Source organism: uncultured Sphingobacterium sp. (genome assembly GCF_964277905.1).
Lineage (GTDB): Bacteria > Bacteroidota > Bacteroidia > Sphingobacteriales > Sphingobacteriaceae > Sphingobacterium > Sphingobacterium siyangense.
Genome location: NZ_CAXYKD010000035.1, coordinates 109887 through 132431 on the forward strand (window position 1 = coordinate 109887; position 22545 = coordinate 132431).

At 36.7% G+C, this 22545-nt stretch carries 22 protein-coding genes; 8 read left to right on the top strand and 14 right to left on the bottom strand.

Translation table 11 applies throughout. From position 1 onward, the window contains the following. Positions 1 to 38: 38 nt before the first annotated feature. On the top strand, positions 39 to 770 hold the full coding sequence (locus ACHWSC_RS16220; protein WP_201667951.1) for an SMI1/KNR4 family protein: 732 nt from the start codon (positions 39 to 41) through the stop codon (positions 768 to 770). Between the two features lie 116 nt (positions 771 to 886). Here the strand turns inward: ACHWSC_RS16220 and ACHWSC_RS16225 are convergent, their stop codons facing one another. Next, positions 887 to 1333 (bottom strand): tetratricopeptide repeat protein, encoded by a 447-nt coding sequence (locus tag ACHWSC_RS16225; RefSeq protein WP_120332861.1) that lies wholly within the window; start codon positions 1331 to 1333, stop codon positions 887 to 889. Between the two features lie 544 nt (positions 1334 to 1877). On the opposite strand from ACHWSC_RS16225, the gene ACHWSC_RS16230 reads away from it, so the two are divergent. After that, positions 1878 to 2321: an SMI1/KNR4 family protein gene (locus ACHWSC_RS16230; protein ID WP_394677448.1), complete on the top strand. Its 444-nt coding sequence runs from the start codon at positions 1878 to 1880 to the stop codon at positions 2319 to 2321. A gap of 127 nt (positions 2322 to 2448) precedes the next feature. Beyond that, the gene (locus tag ACHWSC_RS16235; protein WP_394677449.1) at positions 2449 to 3177 is read left to right on the top strand and encodes an MBL fold metallo-hydrolase; all 729 of its coding nucleotides are present in this window, start codon (positions 2449 to 2451) and stop codon (positions 3175 to 3177) included. Positions 3178 to 3355: 178 nt separating this feature from the next. Here ACHWSC_RS16235 and ACHWSC_RS16240 read toward each other — a convergent pair whose 3' ends face one another. The 6 genes from ACHWSC_RS16240 to ACHWSC_RS16265 all read right to left on the bottom strand — a co-directional run bounded on the left by ACHWSC_RS16240 (position 3356) and on the right by ACHWSC_RS16265 (position 9323). Continuing rightward, complete coding sequence (locus tag ACHWSC_RS16240; protein WP_394677450.1) at positions 3356 to 4162, bottom strand: GNAT family N-acetyltransferase; 807 nt, start codon at positions 4160 to 4162, stop codon at positions 3356 to 3358. Between the two features lie 318 nt (positions 4163 to 4480). Next, positions 4481 to 6304, bottom strand: a complete 1824-nt coding sequence (locus ACHWSC_RS16245; protein WP_394677451.1) for a BNR-repeat neuraminidase N-terminal domain-containing protein — start codon at positions 6302 to 6304, stop codon at positions 4481 to 4483. Positions 6305 to 6352: 48 nt separating this feature from the next. Further along, on the bottom strand, positions 6353 to 6493 hold the full coding sequence (locus ACHWSC_RS16250; protein ID WP_394677452.1) for a hypothetical protein: 141 nt from the start codon (positions 6491 to 6493) through the stop codon (positions 6353 to 6355). A gap of 70 nt (positions 6494 to 6563) precedes the next feature. Further along, positions 6564 to 7112, bottom strand: coding sequence for an RNA 2'-phosphotransferase (locus ACHWSC_RS16255; RefSeq protein WP_394677453.1), 549 nt, complete (start codon positions 7110 to 7112; stop codon positions 6564 to 6566). A 447-nt stretch (positions 7113 to 7559) separates the two neighbouring features. Next, positions 7560 to 7727, bottom strand: coding sequence for a hypothetical protein (locus tag ACHWSC_RS16260; RefSeq protein WP_394677454.1), 168 nt, complete (start codon positions 7725 to 7727; stop codon positions 7560 to 7562). A gap of 39 nt (positions 7728 to 7766) precedes the next feature. Beyond that, the gene (locus ACHWSC_RS16265) at positions 7767 to 9323 is read right to left on the bottom strand and encodes a hypothetical protein (RefSeq protein WP_394677455.1); all 1557 of its coding nucleotides are present in this window, start codon (positions 9321 to 9323) and stop codon (positions 7767 to 7769) included. A gap of 258 nt (positions 9324 to 9581) precedes the next feature. Between ACHWSC_RS16265 and ACHWSC_RS16270 the strand changes: the two genes are divergently transcribed. Beyond that, positions 9582 to 10208 carry a LuxR C-terminal-related transcriptional regulator gene (locus tag ACHWSC_RS16270; RefSeq protein WP_394677456.1) on the top strand — a complete coding sequence of 209 codons (627 nt, stop codon included), beginning with the start codon at positions 9582 to 9584 and terminating at the stop codon, positions 10206 to 10208. Positions 10209 to 10224: 16 nt separating this feature from the next. Here ACHWSC_RS16270 and ACHWSC_RS16275 read toward each other — a convergent pair whose 3' ends face one another. Then, positions 10225 to 12243 (bottom strand): tetratricopeptide repeat protein, encoded by a 2019-nt coding sequence (locus tag ACHWSC_RS16275; RefSeq protein ID WP_394677457.1) that lies wholly within the window; start codon positions 12241 to 12243, stop codon positions 10225 to 10227. Between the two features lie 408 nt (positions 12244 to 12651). Between ACHWSC_RS16275 and ACHWSC_RS16280 the strand changes: the two genes are divergently transcribed. After that, positions 12652 to 15498 carry a TonB-dependent receptor domain-containing protein gene (locus ACHWSC_RS16280; RefSeq protein ID WP_394677458.1) on the top strand — a complete coding sequence of 949 codons (2847 nt, stop codon included), beginning with the start codon at positions 12652 to 12654 and terminating at the stop codon, positions 15496 to 15498. A 12-nt stretch (positions 15499 to 15510) separates the two neighbouring features. Continuing rightward, a complete protein-coding gene (locus ACHWSC_RS16285; RefSeq protein ID WP_394677459.1) occupies positions 15511 to 16752 on the top strand; it encodes a hypothetical protein in 1242 nt (413 codons plus the stop codon). A gap of 90 nt (positions 16753 to 16842) precedes the next feature. Here the strand turns inward: ACHWSC_RS16285 and ACHWSC_RS16290 are convergent, their stop codons facing one another. Together ACHWSC_RS16290 and ACHWSC_RS16295 are read right to left on the bottom strand one after the other, a co-directional pair. Continuing rightward, positions 16843 to 17046 carry a hypothetical protein gene (locus tag ACHWSC_RS16290; RefSeq protein ID WP_394677460.1) on the bottom strand — a complete coding sequence of 68 codons (204 nt, stop codon included), beginning with the start codon at positions 17044 to 17046 and terminating at the stop codon, positions 16843 to 16845. Next, a complete protein-coding gene (locus ACHWSC_RS16295; RefSeq protein WP_120332851.1) occupies positions 17027 to 17896 on the bottom strand; it encodes an AraC family transcriptional regulator in 870 nt (289 codons plus the stop codon). Before ACHWSC_RS16295 ends, ACHWSC_RS16290 begins: the two co-directional genes overlap by 20 nt. 175 nt (positions 17897 to 18071) lie before the next feature. On the opposite strand from ACHWSC_RS16295, the gene ACHWSC_RS16300 reads away from it, so the two are divergent. Continuing rightward, entirely contained in the window at positions 18072 to 19238 is a 1167-nt protein-coding gene (locus tag ACHWSC_RS16300; protein ID WP_394677461.1) for an MFS transporter, read from the top strand. 146 nt (positions 19239 to 19384) lie between these two features. Then, the gene (locus tag ACHWSC_RS16305) at positions 19385 to 19552 is read left to right on the top strand and encodes a hypothetical protein (RefSeq protein WP_394677462.1); all 168 of its coding nucleotides are present in this window, start codon (positions 19385 to 19387) and stop codon (positions 19550 to 19552) included. A 106-nt stretch (positions 19553 to 19658) separates the two neighbouring features. Here the strand turns inward: ACHWSC_RS16305 and ACHWSC_RS16310 are convergent, their stop codons facing one another. The 4 genes from ACHWSC_RS16310 to ACHWSC_RS16325 all read right to left on the bottom strand — a co-directional run bounded on the left by ACHWSC_RS16310 (position 19659) and on the right by ACHWSC_RS16325 (position 22398). Further along, positions 19659 to 20342, bottom strand: coding sequence for a hypothetical protein (locus tag ACHWSC_RS16310; protein ID WP_394677463.1), 684 nt, complete (start codon positions 20340 to 20342; stop codon positions 19659 to 19661). Beyond that, positions 20339 to 20746: a hypothetical protein gene (locus tag ACHWSC_RS16315; RefSeq protein WP_394677464.1), complete on the bottom strand. Its 408-nt coding sequence runs from the start codon at positions 20744 to 20746 to the stop codon at positions 20339 to 20341. The genes ACHWSC_RS16310 and ACHWSC_RS16315 overlap by 4 nt, the downstream gene beginning before the upstream one ends. A gap of 178 nt (positions 20747 to 20924) precedes the next feature. Then, entirely contained in the window at positions 20925 to 21446 is a 522-nt protein-coding gene (locus ACHWSC_RS16320; RefSeq protein ID WP_394677465.1) for a hypothetical protein, read from the bottom strand. 40 nt (positions 21447 to 21486) lie between these two features. Next, complete coding sequence (locus ACHWSC_RS16325) at positions 21487 to 22398, bottom strand: tetratricopeptide repeat protein (protein ID WP_394677466.1); 912 nt, start codon at positions 22396 to 22398, stop codon at positions 21487 to 21489. Positions 22399 to 22545 lie beyond the last annotated feature (147 nt).

Consider the following 22545-nt stretch of genomic DNA (forward strand, 5'->3'; position numbering starts at 1 on the left):
AGCATAACAAAACACACCGAGACAACAAAATTGAATTTATGACACCGATAGAAAGACTAACATCCATTTTGACAGAACAATATATTTCAGAAGATGGCGACGAATATAAAGTAGAACTAAAAGAAGGTTTGACCAACCAACAGATTGACGAATTAGCCAAACGACTGCCGACAGGACAAATTCCGCCAGAGATAAGAGAATTACTAAAATTTGCAAGCGGTTTTGAATTTTTCGGACTTGAAGAAGTCACATTTGACGGAGTAGCTCAATTTGGGTTTGAAGAGTTTTTTCCTAATTCAGTTCAACTTGCGGGAGACGGATTCGGAAATTTTTGGATTTTAGATGTTGACAACAGTGGAAGTTGGGGAAGCGTGTTTTATGTGTGCCACGCTCCAGCTGTAATCGTAAAACACTCGGACAACTTAACTCAGTTTATAGAACACATCGACGATTTTGGAAAAAATGGGAATAAGTCAAACCTTGATATTATTCACGAAAAAGTGGTTATGGATATTTGGAGCAAAGGAAATGGATTTATTGAACTTGAAAATGCAAGACAATCTAAAGACACAACTTTGAAAAACTTTGCACTATCACTTCCTGACAATTTTGTAATTGCAGACTTGAGAAACAAACAAATTCAGAGTGGATTTGCGTGGGGCAAATTCGGGCCGAACATTGACAAAGCAAAACGACACGAAACGGAATTAATTTGGGGAATTGAGAAGCCAATTAAAAAAGGATTTTTATCAAAATTATTTGGACGATAATGATATCTGACAATTTTTAGGCGTAGCCAAAGTCAGATCAAGTAGTGGTTTTTACAATTAAAAAATACTAGACAATACCAGTCTACAATTTCCTTCGGGTATTAATTTAAACCTAGTTACGTTTCTATTCCATACAACCTAGCTATATCAAAATATACACTAGCAAGCTCCAGATTTTTATTAACCCCAATGCCATAATAATAGCACCGACCAACCTCGTAAATAGATTGTTTCTCACCAAGTAAAATAGCTTTCGAATAAAATAAGAAAGCTTTTTTTGTATTCTTTTTTACGCCAAAACCGTTCTCATAACAAACGGCTAAATCGAAACAGGCCAGTTCATTGTTCTGAACGGAGGAGTCTAACAACAGCTCTACGGCTACTTTATAATCTTTTTTGACGGTTTTTCCATATAGGTACCATGTCGCTAAAGCATATTGCGCTTTACTGTTATTCTTGTCGATCGCTTTCTGTAATAACTTAAGTGCATTTGAATCTCCTATCTCAGTATTTTTGCTCGCTTCTTTGAGAGCTTTAAAATATAATTTATCTCCTTTCGCCATATTAAATAATTATTTTTTTGGAAGCCAAGGCCCATTCCAATTAGGTAGTCTTTTTCTCCCCCCTATCTCTTTTCTTATAGCTAAGAAGAACCATGTTGCATCAAGATACAAAATGAGTATGTAATTAGCGCCAACTAGTTACATATTTTGCCTATTTAAGGACTGTTTTGTAAATTCAGTAACTAGTAAGCCATAGCATGAAATTTTTAAACATCATCCAAGTCTGTACCGCAGTAACCCCTTTATTGGGGTGTCTAAATCAATCGCGTACAAAGACTATGGATTTTGGTCTATTCACAATTGAGGTCCCTTATAAATGGTAGCTGCTCAAACAAAATGGAATAGACAGTTATGCAGCGATAGCCTAGAAAATCACTCGGGTATTCCTGGCTATATTTACATTCAATCGCAGTGCTTTTATTTTCAAATTTGGAATTTTTCAAAGCATATATATAAGTGTAAACGTTGAAAAATTTTCTAATCAAATTGGGAAAGAGACGGTTGATTATTGATAAATAAATGTTCAATTATAAGTAGTAGTGCAATGAGACAATTAATTACGGCTATAAAACAAAAGCACGAGAAAGATGGAATTGATATCTATCCTGGAGCCATGCTCTCGGAGATTGATACGTTTGAGCAAAAAATTGGATTCCCTTTGTCGGATGAGTTTAGAAGATTCTATCTCCTATGCAATGGTTTCGGTTGTAATGAAGATATTTTCAATATTATACCACTTGCTGGAATAATGGAGTACGCAAACAATTATGGCGATAATTGGTTTTATTTTTCAGAATATATGATTTATTCAGATATATGGGGATTAAGGTATTTAGGAGATTGCCGATATGAAATATTTAATGCAATACACCCTACAATAGCATTAACTTCCTCCCTCACAGAATTTTTGCAACGTTTTTTAAAAGGGAATGTCTTCGACCCCGGAGGATTATATCAGTGGCATCAAGAATTGGGTATTCCATCCTGAAATTTCGTCGATATCTATACGGAAACCGTAATTAATTCAATAGAATGAGGATTTTGCCTTTGGGATGTTTAATTTTGTTTAATCCGCTTTCTCAATCAATAGCATAAGTGAGATTAAATAATTACAGATGAAAATATATCCTTTAAAAGACGGTGATTTCAGTGTAGATAAGAATAAAAATTTCACCTATCTGGAAGATACTGAAAACGATAAAAATTTAAAAATGGCGGTGCAGCCTTTTCTTATTGAAACAGCTGGCAATCTAATACTACTAGATGCAGGATTAGGCTGGGTGGAAAACGGTATTCCGAAAATTCATAAAAACATGATAAAAGCAGGTTTCCAACCAAAAGATGTCAAGCTAGCTATGCTTTCTCATTTGCACAAAGATCACATTGACGGACTTGTGAATAGAGAGAAAAATGAATGGACGCTTAATTTTCCAAATGCCGAAGTCTATCTGCAAAAGCGTGAATATGATTTTGCGCTTTCAAAAGAAGGGAGTCCTTCTTTTGATTTGGATGTTTTGAAGTTCATTGTTGAGAATGCCAATATTGTCTGGATGGATTCTGATAAAGGAAGTATTACTTCCGAAATTGATTTCGAAGTTACTGGCGGACATACCCCTTATCATCAGGTTTTCTGGATTAAGGAAGATGGAGAAACCGCTTTTTATGGTGCAGACAATCTTCCTCAAATGGGATATCTAAACTATCAAATAGCATTTAAAACTGATTGTAATGGCAAAAAAGCAATGGAAGAACGGATCATTTGGAAGCAAAGAGCAAAAGAAGAACAATGGAAAATACTGCTTTACCATGATATTGAAAATGAAATAATTAGTCTTGGCAAATAGTCGCCTGTTTCAAATCCGCACTCATTAAAGTTAATTTTTTTAGGAAAGACAATAAAAAATCATCTGTATCGTTACCTGATATTTAAATCAACAAGTAGTTTTGTATCCCTATTAATTTTCTTTTTTTTACAAAAAAGGAAATGGGATCATGAGAAAAGAAAAAGGAAACGGAAATATGTCATAGCCTTTTGACCATTTCGTATTGTTTTCCAACTGGTTCAATATTCACGGATTTGAGGAAAGCTGTTATAGATTCACAGCTAATGTCTGCATTGATAATTTTTATAGAGTCAGTTTGCTTAGTCTCTATTATATGCTGAAGCAATAGGCTACCAGCACCTTTTCTTCTGTGTTCTTTGCTTACCGCCAGTTGGGTAATATCTCCCGATCCTGGCTCAAAAACACAATATCCAATCAGCTTATCCTCTGAAAAAACGCCTGTGCTAATAAAATTGTCGAAAGACCTACGGATTGAGTCAATGCTATTTTGCCAGGATGGTTTAAAATCCCAGAAAGTTTCAATTTCTGGATATTCAAAAATATCTATTGTTTTTATATTAAAGTTTGAACTCTTAGCCAATAAAGTAATTGCCTCAATCTTTTGCCTAAAATAAAAGAACTCTCGGACCATAGTAAAGCCGATCTTTTTATAAACCGATACGGCACTTTTATTATGCTGCAGTACTTCCAGTAGATAATTATGGACTCCAGCCTTCTTCAGATAGGGAATCGAATAATTAAATACCGATGTAGCAAGTCCTTGTCCCTGATAATTTTTAAGAGTACCTGTCCCGGTATCATAAGCCGTTAAAACCTCATCGAAATCACCGATCCCGTTAAAAGTGAAAGATACGATATCATCACCATCAAAAGCACCAAAGGAAAGATCAGGCCTAAAACCGCGCCTCTTGAGCATGGCCAAGAGTTCACTTTTATCCAATTGCATTTCATATTCGGCAAAAGCTCTCTGAAATGCGTAAAACAAAATTTCAGGATCTATATTTTCCAGGGATCTTATTTCTATAATCAAAGTGGCCGACGGTAAAAATTAAAAGGAAATATAAGACAATTTTTACAAACAGTAGCTTTTTTTAAGTAGAAATCTCCAAACAGAAACCAGCTTAGATATTCTAAATTAATCCTGTAGTACGCAAACTTTATCTGTTTTCATAATAATCTGTACGACGGTAATAAGAATGGTCTAATTGGATTTTTTCATCCAAACAATAGCCGGTCCTCGTGAGTAACTCCTTTTTTGTTTGGCACAGCTAGTATTTGGTTATAATAAGTTCTTAGGCCATTGTCAATTTAATTTGAAAACAGTAAAAACCGCTGAATGATCTGATGGCCAAACATCATCTATTTCTGGTGCCGTTCGGATTATTTTCGAAGCCAATGGTTCTAACTTTTCGCCCTTGTAATAGATAAAGTCAATTCTAGAAGTTTGTAGATGTCCGAATATGGCAGCAAATGTTCCGGCTGGGTGGGTAACTTCATCTGGATTTAATTTCCTAAAACTATCGATATATCCTCGGTCCTGCATCAATTTAGAAATAGGTAATGCAACGGGTCCATAACCATTATGCAAATAGGCTGCTCGCGCTGTCCAGTCCAGATGGCTACCCGAATTAAAATCTCCCGCAATAATAATTTGCATATCCCTATTTTGAATTACCGGGGCAATATCTGTATCCAGGTTTTTTTTAGCGTCTTCTACACCCAGTTCCTGATCTTCTTTAATCCAGTCTTGGGTGTTTAATCCTTTGTTTAAATAATAGTCGGTATATTCTGGTCGGTACGCATAACGAAGCCACCAATCTGCTACTAAAAGATTTTTGTTTGTGGGAAGCGTAATAATAGCCAAATTGGACTTGAAGTTTTCTTTTACGGGAAACTTCTCTATCGGAAATCGGCTAAAAAGTGCTAAATTGGCAGAACCCGAAGCTGTTATCATATTGAATTTAAGTGAGTCGGCCAACATTTTTTGTGCACCGTAAGCCTCCTGCATACAAATAATGTCAGCCTCCGTACTCCTGATTAGTTCTTTGATGCGATTTCTTCCATTGTCGCCCATATGGACCCCGCCATGCCAAATATTCCATTGGAGAAGTTTGACGATGTCGGTCGTTCCTGTTGGGGAAATAATGGTTTTCCGGATGTTTGATGCTTCGGTTTCTGTACCATATTGCTTACCGTTGAGGCTTATGCTTAAAATATTTGCTTTTAAGGTGTCACCTAAATTTGCTTCCTTGTTAATGTCCAGGGTTACTAAAAAATAATTTACACCAGGTTTCAGTAGATAATCGTTGTGAGCATTTGTTTTAAAGTGCATCAAGCGACTTGGCGCACTTTCCCCTTTAACAAATAATTCTTTTCTTTCTGTACTGCGAGGAGTTTGTCCTGTATAGTAAATATGCAACCGGTCTATTGAGGTAAGACGGCTTGTTTTACTTAAGTCAATCTTGATATCAGTTAACTTAAGTGCTTTTTTAGCGCCGTTTACTACAACTCTGATTTTCAAAAGCTGATCATCCTTTGCTCCCTGAACAGCATCCCATTCACTTTCAATTGTTACCGCATTAAAAACTTCTTGTTGCTTTATCGTATTAATAAATTGTTTGTTGTCATTAAGTTCAAGCTTTGCCAATGGTAGCTTCCCTTTATAGTCTAACCTTGTATTTCTCATATGAAAAGCCTGATGTCCTTTGCCTACCAGATTCAGGCAAACATCATCCTTTAACTCATCGAAGTTGTAATACGCTTTCAAGTTTTTAAACGCCGGATGTTTGGCAGTTAGTGCTGTGTTCTTCCATTTTTGCAATAAATTTTGAGAGAGCGCGGTATCCCAAATCCGTACCTCATCGACTAAACCTCCAAATGTATTTTGAGGTTTATCATATGTGCCTATAGTTCCCGGCAGTACGCTCATGGTACCTTTACTCGTCCCGACTAATTTTCCATCTTCATAAAGTTTTATTTCTTTTGTATCATTGGTTAATGCTACATAATGCCATTTGTCATCAAGTAGGTTTGGTGAGGTTATATTCGCTCGAGGACAATGTAAATGTCCTTTTTTGATTTGTAAGGGCATCACGTCAAGTCCGACTACATCTCCATATTCCCCCACTCCGATGATTGCTTCCGTATCTTTCCAAATTAGATCATCTCCCTTTACCTAGGCTTCTATGGTCCAGTGATCTTTTAGTATCCCCATGCCAATGCACGGGTTGTTGTCTTTTCCATCAAGCGATAACGCAAAATTAACAGCATGGTCATTTTCTATAAGGCTCGTCTGCGCCGATACGCTGAATATCATGGAATATAAAGAAAGAAAAAAGACAGTTTTTTTTGCGGTTAATATAAATCTCTTTACTATGTAGGTTTGTTTATTCGTCATTTTGTTTCAAGTATTTTATCGGCACATCATCTGTAAGCCAAACGCCATTGTCTGAAATGAAAAAGCGAAAATCGTCATTATACATTTGTTCTGCAAACACTTTGAAAACAAATGATTTTCCGTGTCTTTGCCCAACTTTCATGGCTGTTTCAATGTCGCTACTTAAATGAACATGTTGTCTATTTCGTTTTTCAAGTCCTGTGCTTAAAATGGATTGGACTGATTTTTCACTTGTCCCGTGGTATAAAATTTCTGGTGGTTTTTGGTTTTCGTAGCCTAACTCAATTTCTACTGAATGTCCTTGACTTGCTCTGATCCTATCAAGTGTATCATTAAATGAAAATCTCTTTTTAGCATTTGTTGCGACAATCTGGTCAAGCGTTTCTCTGTCTAACTTTATTCCGTAGTTGTTTGTTTTTTCTATTAAGTTACTTACATCGGTCCAACCATTTTGATCAAGTTCAATACCGATTGTTTCAGGTTGATGTCGTAAAACCAAACTTAAAAACTTGCTGATATTTATTTGACTCTTACTCATAAATTCTACCCATTTCTAAAAGTTCACCCAAAGTTTGCCAACTCACAATAAATTCTTGACTTCATCTTCTTCCCAATCTAAAATACATCTTAATCCACATTCCGAATTAGTCATTGGCTCAAAATTATACCAACGATTTCCTGTTTCAGAGACTATACCAAAATACCGCATTTCTTCGTTTGGTTGGAAATTTAGAGATGGAGGCTATGCGATTCCGAGGCAAATTGACCATTTTAAACAAAATAGTAAAAAATAAGTAAAAATGGAATTGAGACTTCTCCGCTTAATAGGAAATGTTAAATTATAGGCCAAAACTGGTGTTTCGATAATTCCAGGATGAATGGAAATAGTTTTAATCATATCAAAAAAAAGACAAGGGCGACATCCGCCCCTGTCTTTTTTTAAAAATTTGATACTTTTATTTAATGGAAGATAAAAGCTCGGATGTTACCAATCAATCGTTCGGTTATCGTCATCGCCCTTATTCCAAGATTCCTGTGGATCAGAACTCAGAACTGAGTTAGGTCCAGATCCCGCCGCAATTCCTTGTTCCAACGCTACTTCCATTACCAAAATACGGGGACTTGTATAATTTTTCTTTTCTGTATTGTTCATGAGATTGTGAATTTTTATTATTATGATTAGCGATAAAAATTAGCGACATGCAATCTTTTTTCTACCACTACCTGCTCCGACCATCGAAGTTTTCCCTTGCACCACCTGCGTAATCTTTACTGAATTTGAGGTAGAGTTCCAAGGCACCTTGTTAAATGAACCTGCTGTAAGTACCAAAGGATACAGCTCACCACCAGCACTCTTACTACCATACATACTTACCTTACCGTCACGGCTTATGACTACCCGAATAATTGGATTTGTCGCTGTCCCTGTCATATTATATATTTGAGGGATCGTCCCACCCGCAGTATTCGTTCCTCCATGGAGGCTGCCATCTTCAAAAGCAACATTCTTTGGAGCAATGGCAATATTCGATTCAAATTGTATTTCCTGTGTTGCTAATTTGATTCCGTTAACCTCCATATTGAAGGAATTGTCCATTTGTATAATATCAAATACAAAACCATAATCGGCTCCAGGTGCTGTCAATGACTGTTCGACAGTTCCGCCACTAGGAACAATTGTGCCGTTTACATTTGCTCCGTTTCCTGAAGCCGGGTAATTCCAATTCAGATTTGCACCACCTGTTACTTCCTGTGTACAGGTTTTGAAGTTCAGATTCAAGTTGTAACGTTGACCAGGAACAATCTGTAACCCAGCAACAGACACGTTGCTCTTGGTTTCACCATCGATGGTTATTGATCCAAAATTAAATAAACCATTTGTTGCGCTCGGATGAATCAAAAGCGCTGGTGCACTGGATACTGTACGTAAACCTGAGCCAAGTGCCGGGAATACGACATTTGCAGTTGAGGTCGAGCCATTATAGGTGATCGTGCCATCAGCCAATTTCAGATTTGCGCTTGGGTGCGTCGGGCCAATAGTTGTCGTCCCTAGGTTGGTAATAGCCCCTGTCATGTCAGTTGCCATACTCAGATTAGTCGTCACTTCGCTGTATTGGTGTTTCAGTATGACGTCAAGATTATTGTCTCCCGATTGAACAGTTAGGTCCTTTTTAAAATACATCAGGTCTGCACTGATATTATCAAGAGAGGCTGTAGCAAGATTCGTTTGGGCAGTCAGCGAAGGTACTGTAGATGTACTATTGACAGAAAAAGCCACAAAAGTGTAAGCCTGCTGAGCATCCAACTCTATTTCATTATCATTATCACTTTTGTTTGTATATATTTTCTCGGTAACATAATCGCCATTGCTTTTATAGACAACAATTTTATATTTAACATTTTCGCCGAGTGCTGTACGCTCTTCGGTAACAGCAGCACGATTTGCAGACGAAGCTCGCAAAGAAGTGCCGTTTGTCGTAGACAATGCTTGGGACAATGTGGCTTCAAAAGAACTTGACTCTGTCAAAGGAACGACGACTCGATTTGATATCGTTGATCTATTTCCGCTACTTGCTTTTACATTAGTTACGACGGGATTTTCTACACCCAAAAGATGGATACTCACACGAGCTTTCCCTGCCAATGATGCACTATCCTTACTCTCTTTACACGAGTAGATGCTCATACTGGCAAGTGTGGCGAATGACAGCATTCCAACACTGCCAATCGTTCTTAATTTTAATGACATTTTTGTTTACAGTTAATTTAGATGATTTACTCTTATCTTTCCATAAATGCCTCAAGTAAATAACCGGACAGGGAAAAATTTTCACAAAACAACTATAAAGATTACTATTTGGCAATTAACGGTAATCGTTATACCAAATTTTTGCTATACGTTTGAAATAGAATAGCAAATTTTTGCTACGCATAGATAGATTATATCAGGAGTTCATTTTAAATAAATTACCTTTGGCAAATCTTTACTTAAAAACTAAATCTGTTGATGAAATATTTTACTAATGCGATTGTATTGGACGATCATGGTCTGTTTGCAGATGCATTTTCTCTGTTATTGGAGAGGTATAGACTTTTTGATTTTGTCAAAGCCTGCTACAATGTAGAAGAATTCTTTGCTTTTCTAAATTCTTTTAGCAACAAAAATATCTTTGTATTCTTAGATTATTACCTCGCTGAAGATAATGGACTGTCTTTATTATCGGAAATTGGCAGGATAAATAGAAATGCAAAAATTGTTTTTTTAACCAGCGCAATGTCCCCATTTCTTATTCAAACGTTGAAAAGATACAACCCTGAAGGTATTTTAAGTAAGTCCTGTAGTATTGATACGTTAAAACACTGCATCGAAGATGTAGCCGGGGGAAAATCATTTTTGGATCCACTTTTCCAAAATATACTCAATACCCATCAGTCCCTTCAGGTAAAGTTCACGGCAAGAGAAATTGAACTATTGCAATGCTTTGCCAATGGTGAGACAATTGCACAAACTGCAGAGAAAATGTTTTTAAGCCCACATACAGTTATTGCACATCGGAGAAAGATGATGGCCAAAGCGGATTGTCAGTCGATAACCCATCTATTGATTTTTGCAAAAGAAAATGGTCTTTTATAACCTAAATATATAATTATTAAATTGTAGAAGACTGCAGTTCAAAACTAAAGATAGCGCCTTCACCTTCAACGCTCTGAATTAGAAGTTCACTACAGCAAAGCTCCAGATAATACATACAGAGCTGTAAGCCCAAGCCAAATCCTTGTTCATTACCCGTTCCGTTAAGAGAAATAGGCTTTGCATCCAAATACAGTTTATCCCACACAGTTTTGGCTAAGCCGGTCCCGTTATCGACAACAGAAAAGATGATGCTGTTATTTATTTCGTTTGCTCGAGCTCCAAGGACAATCCTCCCTCCTGTTCGACTAAATTTAATTGCATTATCTACAAGGTTACGAACAATTATCCTGACAACTTCACGGTCCCCAGCTATAGAAAGCAAGGGATAGCAATCAATATCAGCTGTAATCTGTTTTTCCGAAAGCTTTCTTTCGTTGAACCTTATAATATCCTCAAATAGATCCTTGATATTAAAATTGGCTAACGAAAGTTTAAACGTATTTAAATGCTGGCTGGCCCATATCAGCAGATTCTCGATATGGGTAGTCAACGTATCAATCTCATCATAACAAGATGATAATAATTCTTTTGTCTGTGCCTCCGAAATAAGTCCAGCCTTAAAAGGCTCAAGTATGAAATGTAAACTATTTATTGGTGATCTAATATCGTGAGCAATTATCGAAATTAATGATTTTTTGAAACGGTCTGACTCTTCGAGCAATGCCATCTGTTCTTCAATAAAAGTATTGGTACTTTCTAGCACTTTGTTATTTTTTTTTGTCTGTCTGAAATTTCTTAGCAAGAGGAACCCAATTACTGACATTGAAAAGATAAGAACCAACGCAACAGCCAAGAAATAGTTGCGCTGCCACAATTTTACATTGTAGACGGCTTCCATATCATTTTGTTGCTTTTTAAATCTAAACTCTTCTTCTTGACGCACCAGTTGCTCCTTATTCTCTTTACTATAAAGAGAATCGGATGCAGCTTTATAGATCTTATAAAATTCTAGAGATTGAATAAAATCATTCTTTCCTTCAAACAGTTCGCTCAGTCTTTTGGCAGAACTTTGCAGATAATACAATTGTCCATTCAATTGCGCCAAATTATAACACTCTTTTCCATATCGAATAGCAGTTGTTATATTTCCCAATTCGAGATAAACTTCCGAAAGATTGTCCAATAAACGCAAATATTCCGTTTTTTCACCCGTTGATTCAAGTGTTCGTTTCGCTTCTAGGAAACAATTAAGTGCATTTTTCCAATCCTTTATTTCAAGATACAGCGCTCCTAATGACTGTTGTGCATTTCCTATAGCCTTATAATTTTTTTGCTTTTCAGCCAGTTTTAGCGATTGGAGATAACAATCCTTAGCCTTCTTAAAATCCTTCTTTTTTAAGAATATATGACCGATATTACCAAGGATAAAGGTCGACTTTGAAGTATCACCGAGCTTTTCATACTGTTGTTTACTTTGTGTATAATACGAGATTGCACTATCTTCTTGCTGCTGATAATGGTAAACCATACCAATATTGTGCGTTGCATGTGCTTTTACTAGCGGTAGATTGTTCTTTTCAGCTCCTTCTATTGCTTTATTTAGCTCGACTAGAGCGTCCTTATGTTTTCCGAGGGCAATATAAGGCATCGCTAGATTGCTATGGATCTTTGCCTCCCTTTCAATTTCTCCCGCTTCCAAAGCCATTTTTGCCGACTTATTATAATACTGAATAGACTCATTGTATTTGCCTTTTTCGTAGTATCCTATACCAAGGTTTCGCAAAGCATCAATTCTACCAGCCGTATAATCCAAGCTATCACATATAGCCAATATATGGCTACTCATTGCAATCATTGAATCTGGAAGGCTTGACCATAGGCTGTTGGCCCGAGCATTCATTTTATTGATTGCAGCGGTGTCAATAGCATTGTTATTCCTATTTCTTGCGGTATCGGAATTTGAGCAAGAAACAATATATGTAAAGAAAAACAATAAAATTATTGTGGAGATCCATTCCAAGTATCGACTTTTCATTAAATAAATTAAGCGTTTTTCTGTAAAGGTAATAACATTTAAACCATTGAAACGAATTGGACAAGTTGAAGAAATTGCTATCGCAATTGTTTTACTTTCTTCAGACGAAGTCTCTCAGTGCTCCCCTATCGATTTCAGGCCGGAAACCTTCATCTCCGGACATGGGCTCTTTATCTCGCAGACTTTTATCCATCAACACATTTTTCCACGTGGGTCAAGCAAAATCTCCCCCCCTTCGATGGAATTGGTCGCTGTAAGGTATTGGTTTGAGAGAATGATGTCTGCTAAAGAATACGCCCCAGCGAAAGTTTTGTAAAAAATAACATTTGACAATATCAGAGATATTATTATTTTTGCAAAAATTTTATTTAGTTTAATTCTAAATAAAGCCTACCTATAAAAATCAGTATGTATAAAACTTTTACTTCTTTAAGCATCACCGCATTATCATGTTTTGCCCTTCAGGCGCAGAATATTCAGGGAACGGTATTCGACAAGGCCAGTGGCAAAGTCATCTCAGGAGCAACGATTACCATTAAAGAACGGCCAAAAGAAGGTACATTTTCCGACGGTAATGGGAAATTTAACCTCTCACTTCGTCCAGGTGAAACGATGTTAGTCAAAATGGTTGGTTTTACAACCTACCAAGAACATTTTACTTCTATTAAGGAAGGGCACCATGTTGATATTTACTTGACCTCTGGAGTTGAACTTGATGAAGTCATGATAACAGCCAGTTTAGCCAACTCACGTAGCAAAAGGGCCATAGGAACTAATGTTGACCATGTTGATGCCGCAGATATTGTCGCAAAAAGCAATCCATCTTCATTGGCAGATCTTGTGAATGGCCGTATAAGTGGTGCCCAGGTATATAATACAAATGGCAAAGTGGGGATGCCGATTCGTTTCGATATACGTTCTGCTGCAACCTTCAGTATGGAGCGAGATCCCCTGATTTTTATCGATGGCGTGCGTTACAACAATAACAATACCGCCGATGTAAATTCATCCCAGGAAGCCATGAGTGCCCTAAATGATTTACCGATGAACGATATCGCTTCGATTGATGTCATTAAGGGGCCAGCTGCTGCTGCATCCTATGGTGCTGAAGCTGCAAATGGTGTTGTGATCATACAGACAAAGCGTGGGTTAAGTGGCCAAAAAGGTGTTGCAGTCAACGTAAAGTATACGGGCGGGATCAGTGAACTTGCCAATAAGTATACGAAATACGTTAATAATGACGCCTTAAACAACTTCTTCAATACAGGCCATCAAAATCAATTTTATGCAAACTTATCTGCAAAATTTGATCAGTCAAACAGTCTGTTCTTTTCGGCAAATTCAAATACCACTTCGGGAACTATACCTGGCAATAAAGATAACAGACAGACTTTACGTGGGGGGTATGATTTTAGCAAAAATCATTTCAAATTAGGTTTCACCGCAGCTTACGTCAAAGGGAAATTAAGTATACCACAATCTGCTTCGGGCCGTGACGATGCAATATGGAACCTGATGCGTGACCAGACTCCATGGCCCTTCATTTCGGAAGAAACTTGGCGAGCTATTGAGAAGAGCTATACCAATGATCGCTTTACGGGTAGTTTAAAGCTCAACTATACTTTTCCATTTAACATCAAAATGGAAAGTCTTGTGGGTTTGGATCTCAATTATATTGATGGCCTAAACTATCTTCCCTACGGTTTTCTCCAAGGGACCAACAGCACCGGTGCAAAACAGATCAGTGACCGTCGCAATCTTAACTTGAACTGGGATGTAAAATTATCACGTAATTTTGCTCTCGCTGAGAAATGGCAACTGAATATTTCACTTCTTTCCCAGTTGACTAAGGCAACGGAAAGTGTTAATGGTATCAGTGTGCGCAATTTTGCTGTGCCGGGTATCAGTAATATAGCATCAGCAGCAGAAATTCTCAATACCACCGATACGTATTTCGAAAAACGTACACATGGTATCTATGGTGAAGCTTTCCTAAGTTACAACAATCAGCTTTTCATCAATACAGGTGTTCGCAGAGATGTTTCCAATATGATCGGACGAAATGTAGCCAGCATCTGGTACCCAACTGTAAGTGTTGCCTACAATTTGAAGCCGATGGAATTTATGAAAGGTAAAATAGATAACTGGAAAGTACGCGCTGCCTACGGTGAATCGGGTCGTTTGCCTTATCCAAATGATGCACAGACCTCTTACCTAGTAGAAAACTCTTCCTTTGGCACGCTGGTACGTCCACTCCGCAAAGGGAATCCAGACATCAAACCAGAGCGTACTGGAGAATTTGAGATCGGTACTGATATCAGCTTTTTCAAACAACGGTTGGGATTTACCTACTACCTCCAAAATACGCGTGATGCGATTGTCTATACCACACTATTGCCATCTTTGGGCTGGCCATCAAGTTTGAGCGGCGATTATCCAGAGAATATAGGTAAAATACGTGGCCGAGGTATTGAAGTAACTTATAATAGCCGTGTTTTTACAAGCAGTGACCAAAAAAACAGTTTGGATTTATTTGTGATTTTTAACAATCAATCCAATAAAGTCATTAGTTCAGGTGGACGCGATATCATCAATTCTGTTAATTTGATACGTGAAGGACTTCCTGCATTCTCTTTCTACACCGGAGTTTCAGAAGGCGCCCTGTTCAATAGTAATGGTGTATATACAGGCGCCAAAGAGAGTACTCCTCAAGTGCTGGGAAAACCATTCCCGACCTATAACGGCTCTTTCGGCTTCAACCTTCAGATTGTTAACAACCTTCGGGTCCAATCATTATTCACGTATTCTAAAGGGGCCAAGGTCTATAATATTTCCAATAGAAATGTTGCCAGTCAGGGTAACAACTACAAAGCTAGCGAAGACCTTAAAGCATTGCTAGCCACACAGACACCTGGAACGGACGAATATATTAATACGGCCAACGAGCTGTCTAAATACGCAGGACCACGTGGTAACTTTGTAGAAAAAGCAGATTTTATCCGATTGAGCAATGTAACCATCTCCTACGATCTTGGGAGCTGGGCAAAAAAACAGACGAATGGATTCTTTAAAAGCTGCGTACTATCAATTACAGGCAACAACCTTTGGCTAAAAACCAACTATGGTGGTGTTGAGCCTCAAATTGACTCGCAGGGAGGAAGCAAACGTAATCGGGGCATCAGTTATCTATCTTCGGATTGGACCGCTGTCCCCGCTCCTCGTAGCTATGCGATGAGTGTAAATATTGGTTTTTAATATAATGATTTTATGGCTATCAAATTGAATAATATACACAAAGTCGGACTGTTCATCATGGCAGCATTGACACTTTCTTCATGCGACAAATGGGTAAACGACACCAAGCTGCCTGATAATACCATCGACGAGTCCCAGTTGAACAGCATTGCAATGTTGGGGCGTATTGAAAAAGGAGCCTATGTTTACGGTCCTGTTATTGCAGGCGTATGGCGTGCTGGTGCAACTTCAGCCGCAGACTTATTGGTTGCATCTGGCGCTATCGTTGATGAGATCGTTCCTACAGCGGTCCCCAATTCACCTTTTTATAAAGAGCTTGATGAGGATAAGCTATCCCCGGACAATACTTCACTATTCAGTGTGTGGTCCAATGTGCAAAACTATCGTGCTCGCGCGGAAGATGTCATTGCCAATGCCGAGTCACTAAATCCAGCGGACGAGGATGGCCTCAAAATCCAACGGGCATCACTTATGCATGCGCGTTTACATGCGGGATATGCCTGGTTGTTAATGGCGGATTATTTTAGCGTAAGCAATGCCAGTAGATCGGTCTATGCCGACCACAAGGAGATAAGCCATCAAGACGCATATCTCAAGGCACAAAACTACTGGATGCAGGCTTTAGATTCGGCTAATGACAGTGAAAAGAGACTGATTCATTCACTTTTGGCTAAACTGGGCATACATACAGGTAACTATCCACTTAGCGTACAGCACATCAATCAGTCCTTTACTGCAAGCGAAAATTTCAGCTTTTTAAATACGGTTGGTACTGTTAGCAATGTTTTTTTTAATGCGCTGAATATTAACTCTAGGGATGCGGCCGTAGACCCATCACTGGTGGCCGTATTAAAAACAACAGCAGATAAAGCACGTAACCCTGTCGTTAAAGCTTCCAAAGGGCATTGGTCTCTCAACCTATTCAAGGAAAGGGACCCTTTAGTCGTTAGCGATTATGATGAGATGCAGTTAATCCGTGCTGAATTGGTCGTACGTGGTCTTATTTCTGGAAACGCTGTTGATTTAGTCAACTCTGTGATTGCTAAATACGATGGCTCGGGCGGATCTAATTACAGTTCGACAACAAAACTCACCCTTAACGATATTGTTGCGGTACGAAGAATATATCTTTCCTGGCGCGGTACACGTATTATCGATTTAAGAAGATTCAAAATCGATGGTGATGTAATTCCCGGATTTACACAGCGTAAATGGCAATGGATTGGCGTACCTGAAATTGAAACACAATCTTAAAAACTTCAATAAATACAAAAAGGGAAATATATTTATTTCCCTTTTTGTATTTATTGAAATGTGTAACGAATTTAAAAAGTGGCTAAAAATTTAAAATTCCTTCAAAATAATATAACTTTTCTCTTTTAATTCTTTCTCGATGGGTTTTACATTTCCGAGACTGGAAAGTATAAAAGGGATGGTCGAGATTTCGCCATCTTTTGTATAACCTATTTTTACTGCATCAAGTTTTGAACGAAAAACAAATACTTCAGTAAAGCCATTTGGCCCTAGATTACTGATTTCTATATTCATTCGGCGTTTGTCCTATATAACGTTTAAAATATCGGCAAAAAAGTGAATCATCCGCAAACTCCATCTTGTAACTAATTTCTTTGATGGATAAAGAAGTGTTATTTAGATATTCTTTTGCCTTATTAATCACAGCAAAACCAACCCAGGACTTAACAGACTTTCCTGTTCTTTTCTTGATTAGTGAGCTAAGATGCTGTGGTGTTAAGTGCAAGTGCTCCGCATAAAAAGAAACATTACGCTGAAAGTAGCCGTATTCGTTTAATAACTCAAAAAAAGAATCTGTAATGTTGTTGATTCTGTTTCTTTGAAGGTTTTCTTTTTGGGTCAATGATTCGTACGATTTAGATACAGCTGTAATCAGAGAAAACACGAGGTATTGTATCATCTGATTTAAGGTTATTGTTTTAGGTTGATCATAGTATTTAAGAATGAGTTGAGAAATCTCTTCTATTATTTTATTATCCTGCTCTTCGGCATAAATAAGGGGTGAATTTAATACTTCCGTATTACTAATTAACTGCGGAAGTATTGTAAACTTCTCTATAAAATCATAAGACATTACAAAAACAATGGACTTAAAATGTTCACCGCATACTTGAGGTTCTACAATCATTTCCGGTAATATTGTAAGTATTGCATGCTGTTTAAGGAAATAGTCAATACCATTTACCCGGATTTTCATCGAACCTTCTTTACAAAACAATAATATCAGGCCCATAAATTGATAACGCAATTCGAAAAAAGATAACCTTGATTGATCCTTGTCATTTACAAGAAATAACCCTTCCATAGAAAAAGGAGATTGTACATTATAAATCAGATTTAGATCAGATACTTTTAAGAAATCCATTGTTTTTTGTTGTAAAAATATAAAACCTAAGCAACTGCTATGGCTAAATCCAAAGGTTAATTTCTAAAATCCGTAAAATGGAACATACAAAACTAAAAATGGAATATGCCAGGATGCAATTGATAGTCTACTTTCGCTTCCAACAAAGTTATTTTGGAAAACAACAATATTCGTTATGACACAGCTTATAAAAAAACAGCACAATAGAATGCGTCTTGCTATAGCATTATTTTTCTTTTCTCATGGTTTTATCCTCTCTTCTTGGGCAAGTAGAATCCCTAATATTAAAACATATCTCTCAATATCTGACGCAGAATTAGGCACGCTACTCTTACTTATGCCAATTGGACAAATCAGTACAATGCCCATGTCTGCAAAAATCATAAGTAAATATGGCAGTAAAAACATCGTTCAATTCGGATTTTTAATATACCCCTTGATTCTATTAATAATCGGCTTATCAACAAGTTACTTTCAACTAGCTATTTGCCTATTTCTCTTTGGTGTGGCAGGCAATCTTTGCAATATAGCTATCAATACACAAGGAGTAGAATTAGAATCTATGATGCATAAACCAATGATGTCCTCTTTTCATGGTGCATGGAGTATCTCTGGATTCTTAGGAGCTTTAGTAGCCTTGCTGATGTTAAATCTAAACCTGACTATAACCGTTCATTTCTTAGTTGTACTCCTATTTGTTCTTGTGATATGGATACTAAATTTTAGGTTTTTAATACATACCACACCTTCTAAAAATATAGAAAAAGAAAGTGGTTCTATCTTCAAATACCTTGATAAAACTTTAGTTCAACTGGGCATAATAGGTTTCTTGAGCATGGCTATTGAAGGCGCAATGTTTGATTGGAGCGGGGTTTACTTCCAAGATATTGTTAAGGCACCTGAACAATTAATTATTCTGGGATATACCTCCTTTGTTTTAATGATGGCTACCGGAAGGTTCTTAGGAGATTATCTCATTGTTAAATTCGGCAGAAAAAAAGTTATACAAATGTCTGGTATCTTTATGACATCGGGTCTACTCCTATCGGTGTTTTCAGTAAATTTAATTGTATGTACCCTTGGATTTATGATGGTTGGACTCGGCGGCTCGTGTAGTGTTCCTACGGTATATGGTGTAACAGGAAAACGTAATAAGGTTAATGCAAGTATATCTCTTACACTAGTGTCCACTATAGCCTTTTTAGGCTTTTTAATCGGACCTCCAGCGATTGGATTTATTTCGGATTTATTTGACCTTAGGTATTCTTTTATGCTGTTCTCAATTTTCGGAATCATTATGGTGGTTATAGCTAGCCGTACCAGGATATTAGAAGACGAGTAAGTAGCCTCATTATCCGCACTCAAAAATCAACAAACGACATGTCTCAGCTGAAAATTTGGGCGAGGAATATTTTCAGCTCTATTTGGGACTCTTCGAGCTAAACCTATATGCCAATCTAAAAACTCTTTTTATATATTAGATGCAAAATGATAATTTTAGAGCAAGTGATTGACAATATCGAGCAATTTTTTAATGCATGTTTGACCGAAGGTGTACGTTGCATTTACACAGATAATATTCCAAAAGACATGATGGCGTCAGAGGTAAACGAAAATGGCTGGTATGAATGTAAACTTATCGCAGGAACGGTATAAATAATATGAAGGAAACTCTTTTAGTATTGGATTTGGACGAGACATTGCTTTACGCTACAAAGGATAAGCTGATACAGCAGCGGCCAACGGTTTTTGCAATTCCCTATTAGCGGTAGTACTTTTCAAAATTAAGTATTTCAGTAGTGTCTTTAACTGTGACTAGTTGTCCGTCTTTATTCAATTCGTATTTTTCGTATTTGTAAATAATGGTATTATTTTTAAAGTTAAACTCGTCCTTATCAGCATCAATAGATTTTTCAAAGTTTATATAGCCTAAATGTTTTTCAAAAAAATAGAGTTTAGGCTCAACTACTTCATATGAGCAACAACGATCCATAAAACCTTGAAACCTGTCATATATTTTTATTGTTTCGTTCTTGTATTCTGTCTGTTTTGGAGCAATTGGATAGCATACAAGCGAAGATAAAATTGCGAGAGAAATACCACCGAATAGGAAAAACAGCCCTGTCAAAACACCGGATATTGCATAAAATAAATAATAAAAAATTACTTTCTTAAACGGTCTAAACGATTTAAAAAACAAAACCAGTCCTGTAAAGTATAAAATTATTTTTAAAATAAAGATCAAGTTTTGATGTAAGCTGTAACCTAAAATTAATCCTGTCACCCAATTTAGGAGAACAACACCAAGCAAATAGAAGTGCCATTTTTCAAGTCCAATATTTTTTAAGAAGTCCTTCACTTTAATTCTCTTTATTATCTTATGATGCCAAAATATTACCGCCAACTCGCCAAGCTTCACGAAGATTGAGCCATCCCCCGCATTCATTCATAACGGAATGGTTTGAAACCATGCGTTATGAAAAACTCTGGTTCTTCCCCCTCAGACCTTAACCTTGGAAGAAATTCCAAAAGGATAAACTGATTAGGCAATACAAATATTTCCTTTATGGTATGTACCTTAGCTCTGTTAGAGCTAATTTCTACTCTTCTAAAACCAATCTTGAGTTTTTTTTTGAGCGTATTATACTTATAAGGATTATTATTTATACTGTCATTTAAAACAAAATTTCCATCTATTTTCACCTTTATATCGATACTATGACCATCCAAAGCTGGAGAGGACATGCCGATATAGAGAACCGTTTCATACTTTATACCAAATAAAAAAAACAATGCAATGACCAAAATTACAATCCAACTTATAGTCCTTTTTTTCATCATATTTTCCATTTATTTAAACTATAATCCAACATTATTTATACAACCATTAGTTACTATATTACCTATTTGAGTTTGCAAAAACTAGACTGATTTGTCTTATATCTTTCTCTAAAGCGCATCTGAAAAATATGCCAACTCTAAATATCCTAGTTTAAACTTACGTCCCATTTCGAATGTCTTTAAGTATTTATTCCTTTTTTTTAATTGTCGTAAAAATAAACAGCAATTTGTCGAGATCTTTAGTTGATTTTGCATTGCCAAAAATGTGAATCAATTCATTCCACCCCTCACCGCTTTTACTATTCGTTATGGTTTGAATTAAATAGTTTCCATTACAGTTATAAATGGTCCAGTTTACATTTTGATCTAATATTTCACTTTTCAGGTACGCTGTTTTGCAGCTTTTACTTTTCGCTGGAAATTGACTGGGATGATTACCAAAATAAAAGCCACCCGAAAAACCAGTATGATTTGTAGTGTCGGTAGGATAAAAACTGTAAATGGAAAAATCTCCTCCATTGGTTTCTTTTATAGCGTAATCTGTGGGTAAAAAAACAGAATACTTACTTCCCTCTATCTGCCTTTCTTCCAATGATTTTATAAAAGCGGTATCTGCCGAACTCGATACAGCTCTATGACCATTATTTTGTCCCCAGCTGGTCAAAGTTAATGTTGTCAGGAGAACAATCATCGTCAATTGTATCTTCATATCTTGATTGTTTTTTAAGGGTCGTTACCTGTATGTGCTTTTATTTTTTTAAAAGTTCTTCAATTTGTCCATTTGCGTAGTTTTTAGCTTGGTCGTCTCCGTATTGGATTGTCAGTTTGTAATATTTAATGGCGTTTATCGTATCGCCTTTTAATTTGTATGTTTGTGCAATGTTGTTCAAAACAATGCAGTCCTTCGGATTTAGTTTCTCGGCTTTCAAAAGAGTGTCAAGAGCTTTGTCATATTGTTTTTGCAGCATAAAAACGATTGAGATATTTGATAAGCTTTCAATATGTTCAGGGTAATATTTTAAAACTGCTTCGGCAATTCGTTTCATATTTTCAATCAAGTTGTCATTTTCAGTATTGTAAAGTTGAAGTTGATAATCTTGTATTGAACTAAGCATAAAATTTTCGGGGTCGCCAAGTGGCTTGTTATCTGCCCAAGTCCATTTGTTTTTGTTTACATGAGAATAGTCAATCGTATTGATAATTTCAGCTGTGAATTTTTCATAGTTCTCAATTTGTCCGAGCAAATAAATTTTGCCAAAACGCATATCAAGTCTGTTCGGGTATTTTGAAAGCCCTTTGTCTATGTAGTCAAAGCCCTTTTTCAAAATATTTTGGTCATAGTAAGTGTCACCATATAGGTAAGCAACAGGTTCTTTCTTAGAACTGTCTTTATCCATAATCTGAAGAACGTCATTTCCCTCTGGATTTTGCCCAAGAGTTACAACTTCTTTAACACTCTTTTTTACAAAATAGTTAAAGTAAGCAATGTAAAGTTCAGGGTCGTTGCTGTCTGATTTCTCCCATTTGTCTAAAAGTTGTTGCTGACCTAAGGTGTCTTTTTTAGAAACAAATTCGTTGAATTGCTGCTTAAATGTTTGTCCGAAAACTTGGTTAAATACCAAGGTCAAACCGAAAATTAAAAGTGTTACTTTTTTGTTCATAGTCATTTTAGCATTGCTGGAAACGTTTCAGAGATTGGCGTCAGTGACAGAAACTGAAGCGAAACATTTCAATTTTGCACTAATCTAAGTGACAGCCTTTTATTATTTTCTAAATTTATGAAAAAAGGATATATATAGAATGGCATA

Coding starts and splice junctions, on each gene's coding strand:
- ACHWSC_RS16220 (WP_201667951.1), top strand. CDS start 39: ATGACACCGATAGAAAGACTAACATCCATTTTGACAGAACAATATATT.
- ACHWSC_RS16225 (WP_120332861.1), bottom strand. CDS start 1,333: ATGGCGAAAGGAGATAAATTATATTTTAAAGCTCTCAAAGAAGCGAGC.
- ACHWSC_RS16230 (WP_394677448.1), top strand. CDS start 1,878: ATGAGACAATTAATTACGGCTATAAAACAAAAGCACGAGAAAGATGGA.
- ACHWSC_RS16235 (WP_394677449.1), top strand. CDS start 2,449: ATGAAAATATATCCTTTAAAAGACGGTGATTTCAGTGTAGATAAGAAT.
- ACHWSC_RS16250 (WP_394677452.1), bottom strand. CDS start 6,493: ATGATATTCAGCGTATCGGCGCAGACGAGCCTTATAGAAAATGACCAT.
- ACHWSC_RS16255 (WP_394677453.1), bottom strand. CDS start 7,112: ATGAGTAAGAGTCAAATAAATATCAGCAAGTTTTTAAGTTTGGTTTTA.
- ACHWSC_RS16260 (WP_394677454.1), bottom strand. CDS start 7,727: ATGAACAATACAGAAAAGAAAAATTATACAAGTCCCCGTATTTTGGTA.
- ACHWSC_RS16265 (WP_394677455.1), bottom strand. CDS start 9,323: ATGTCATTAAAATTAAGAACGATTGGCAGTGTTGGAATGCTGTCATTC.
- ACHWSC_RS16270 (WP_394677456.1), top strand. CDS start 9,582: ATGAAATATTTTACTAATGCGATTGTATTGGACGATCATGGTCTGTTT.
- ACHWSC_RS16275 (WP_394677457.1), bottom strand. CDS start 12,243: ATGAAAAGTCGATACTTGGAATGGATCTCCACAATAATTTTATTGTTT.
- ACHWSC_RS16280 (WP_394677458.1), top strand. CDS start 12,652: ATGTATAAAACTTTTACTTCTTTAAGCATCACCGCATTATCATGTTTT.
- ACHWSC_RS16285 (WP_394677459.1), top strand. CDS start 15,511: ATGGCTATCAAATTGAATAATATACACAAAGTCGGACTGTTCATCATG.
- ACHWSC_RS16290 (WP_394677460.1), bottom strand. CDS start 17,046: ATGAATATAGAAATCAGTAATCTAGGGCCAAATGGCTTTACTGAAGTA.
- ACHWSC_RS16295 (WP_120332851.1), bottom strand. CDS start 17,896: ATGGATTTCTTAAAAGTATCTGATCTAAATCTGATTTATAATGTACAA.
- ACHWSC_RS16300 (WP_394677461.1), top strand. CDS start 18,072: ATGACACAGCTTATAAAAAAACAGCACAATAGAATGCGTCTTGCTATA.
- ACHWSC_RS16305 (WP_394677462.1), top strand. CDS start 19,385: ATGATAATTTTAGAGCAAGTGATTGACAATATCGAGCAATTTTTTAAT.
- ACHWSC_RS16310 (WP_394677463.1), bottom strand. CDS start 20,342: ATGAATGCGGGGGATGGCTCAATCTTCGTGAAGCTTGGCGAGTTGGCG.
- ACHWSC_RS16315 (WP_394677464.1), bottom strand. CDS start 20,746: ATGGAAAATATGATGAAAAAAAGGACTATAAGTTGGATTGTAATTTTG.
- ACHWSC_RS16320 (WP_394677465.1), bottom strand. CDS start 21,446: ATGAAGATACAATTGACGATGATTGTTCTCCTGACAACATTAACTTTG.
- ACHWSC_RS16325 (WP_394677466.1), bottom strand. CDS start 22,398: ATGAACAAAAAAGTAACACTTTTAATTTTCGGTTTGACCTTGGTATTT.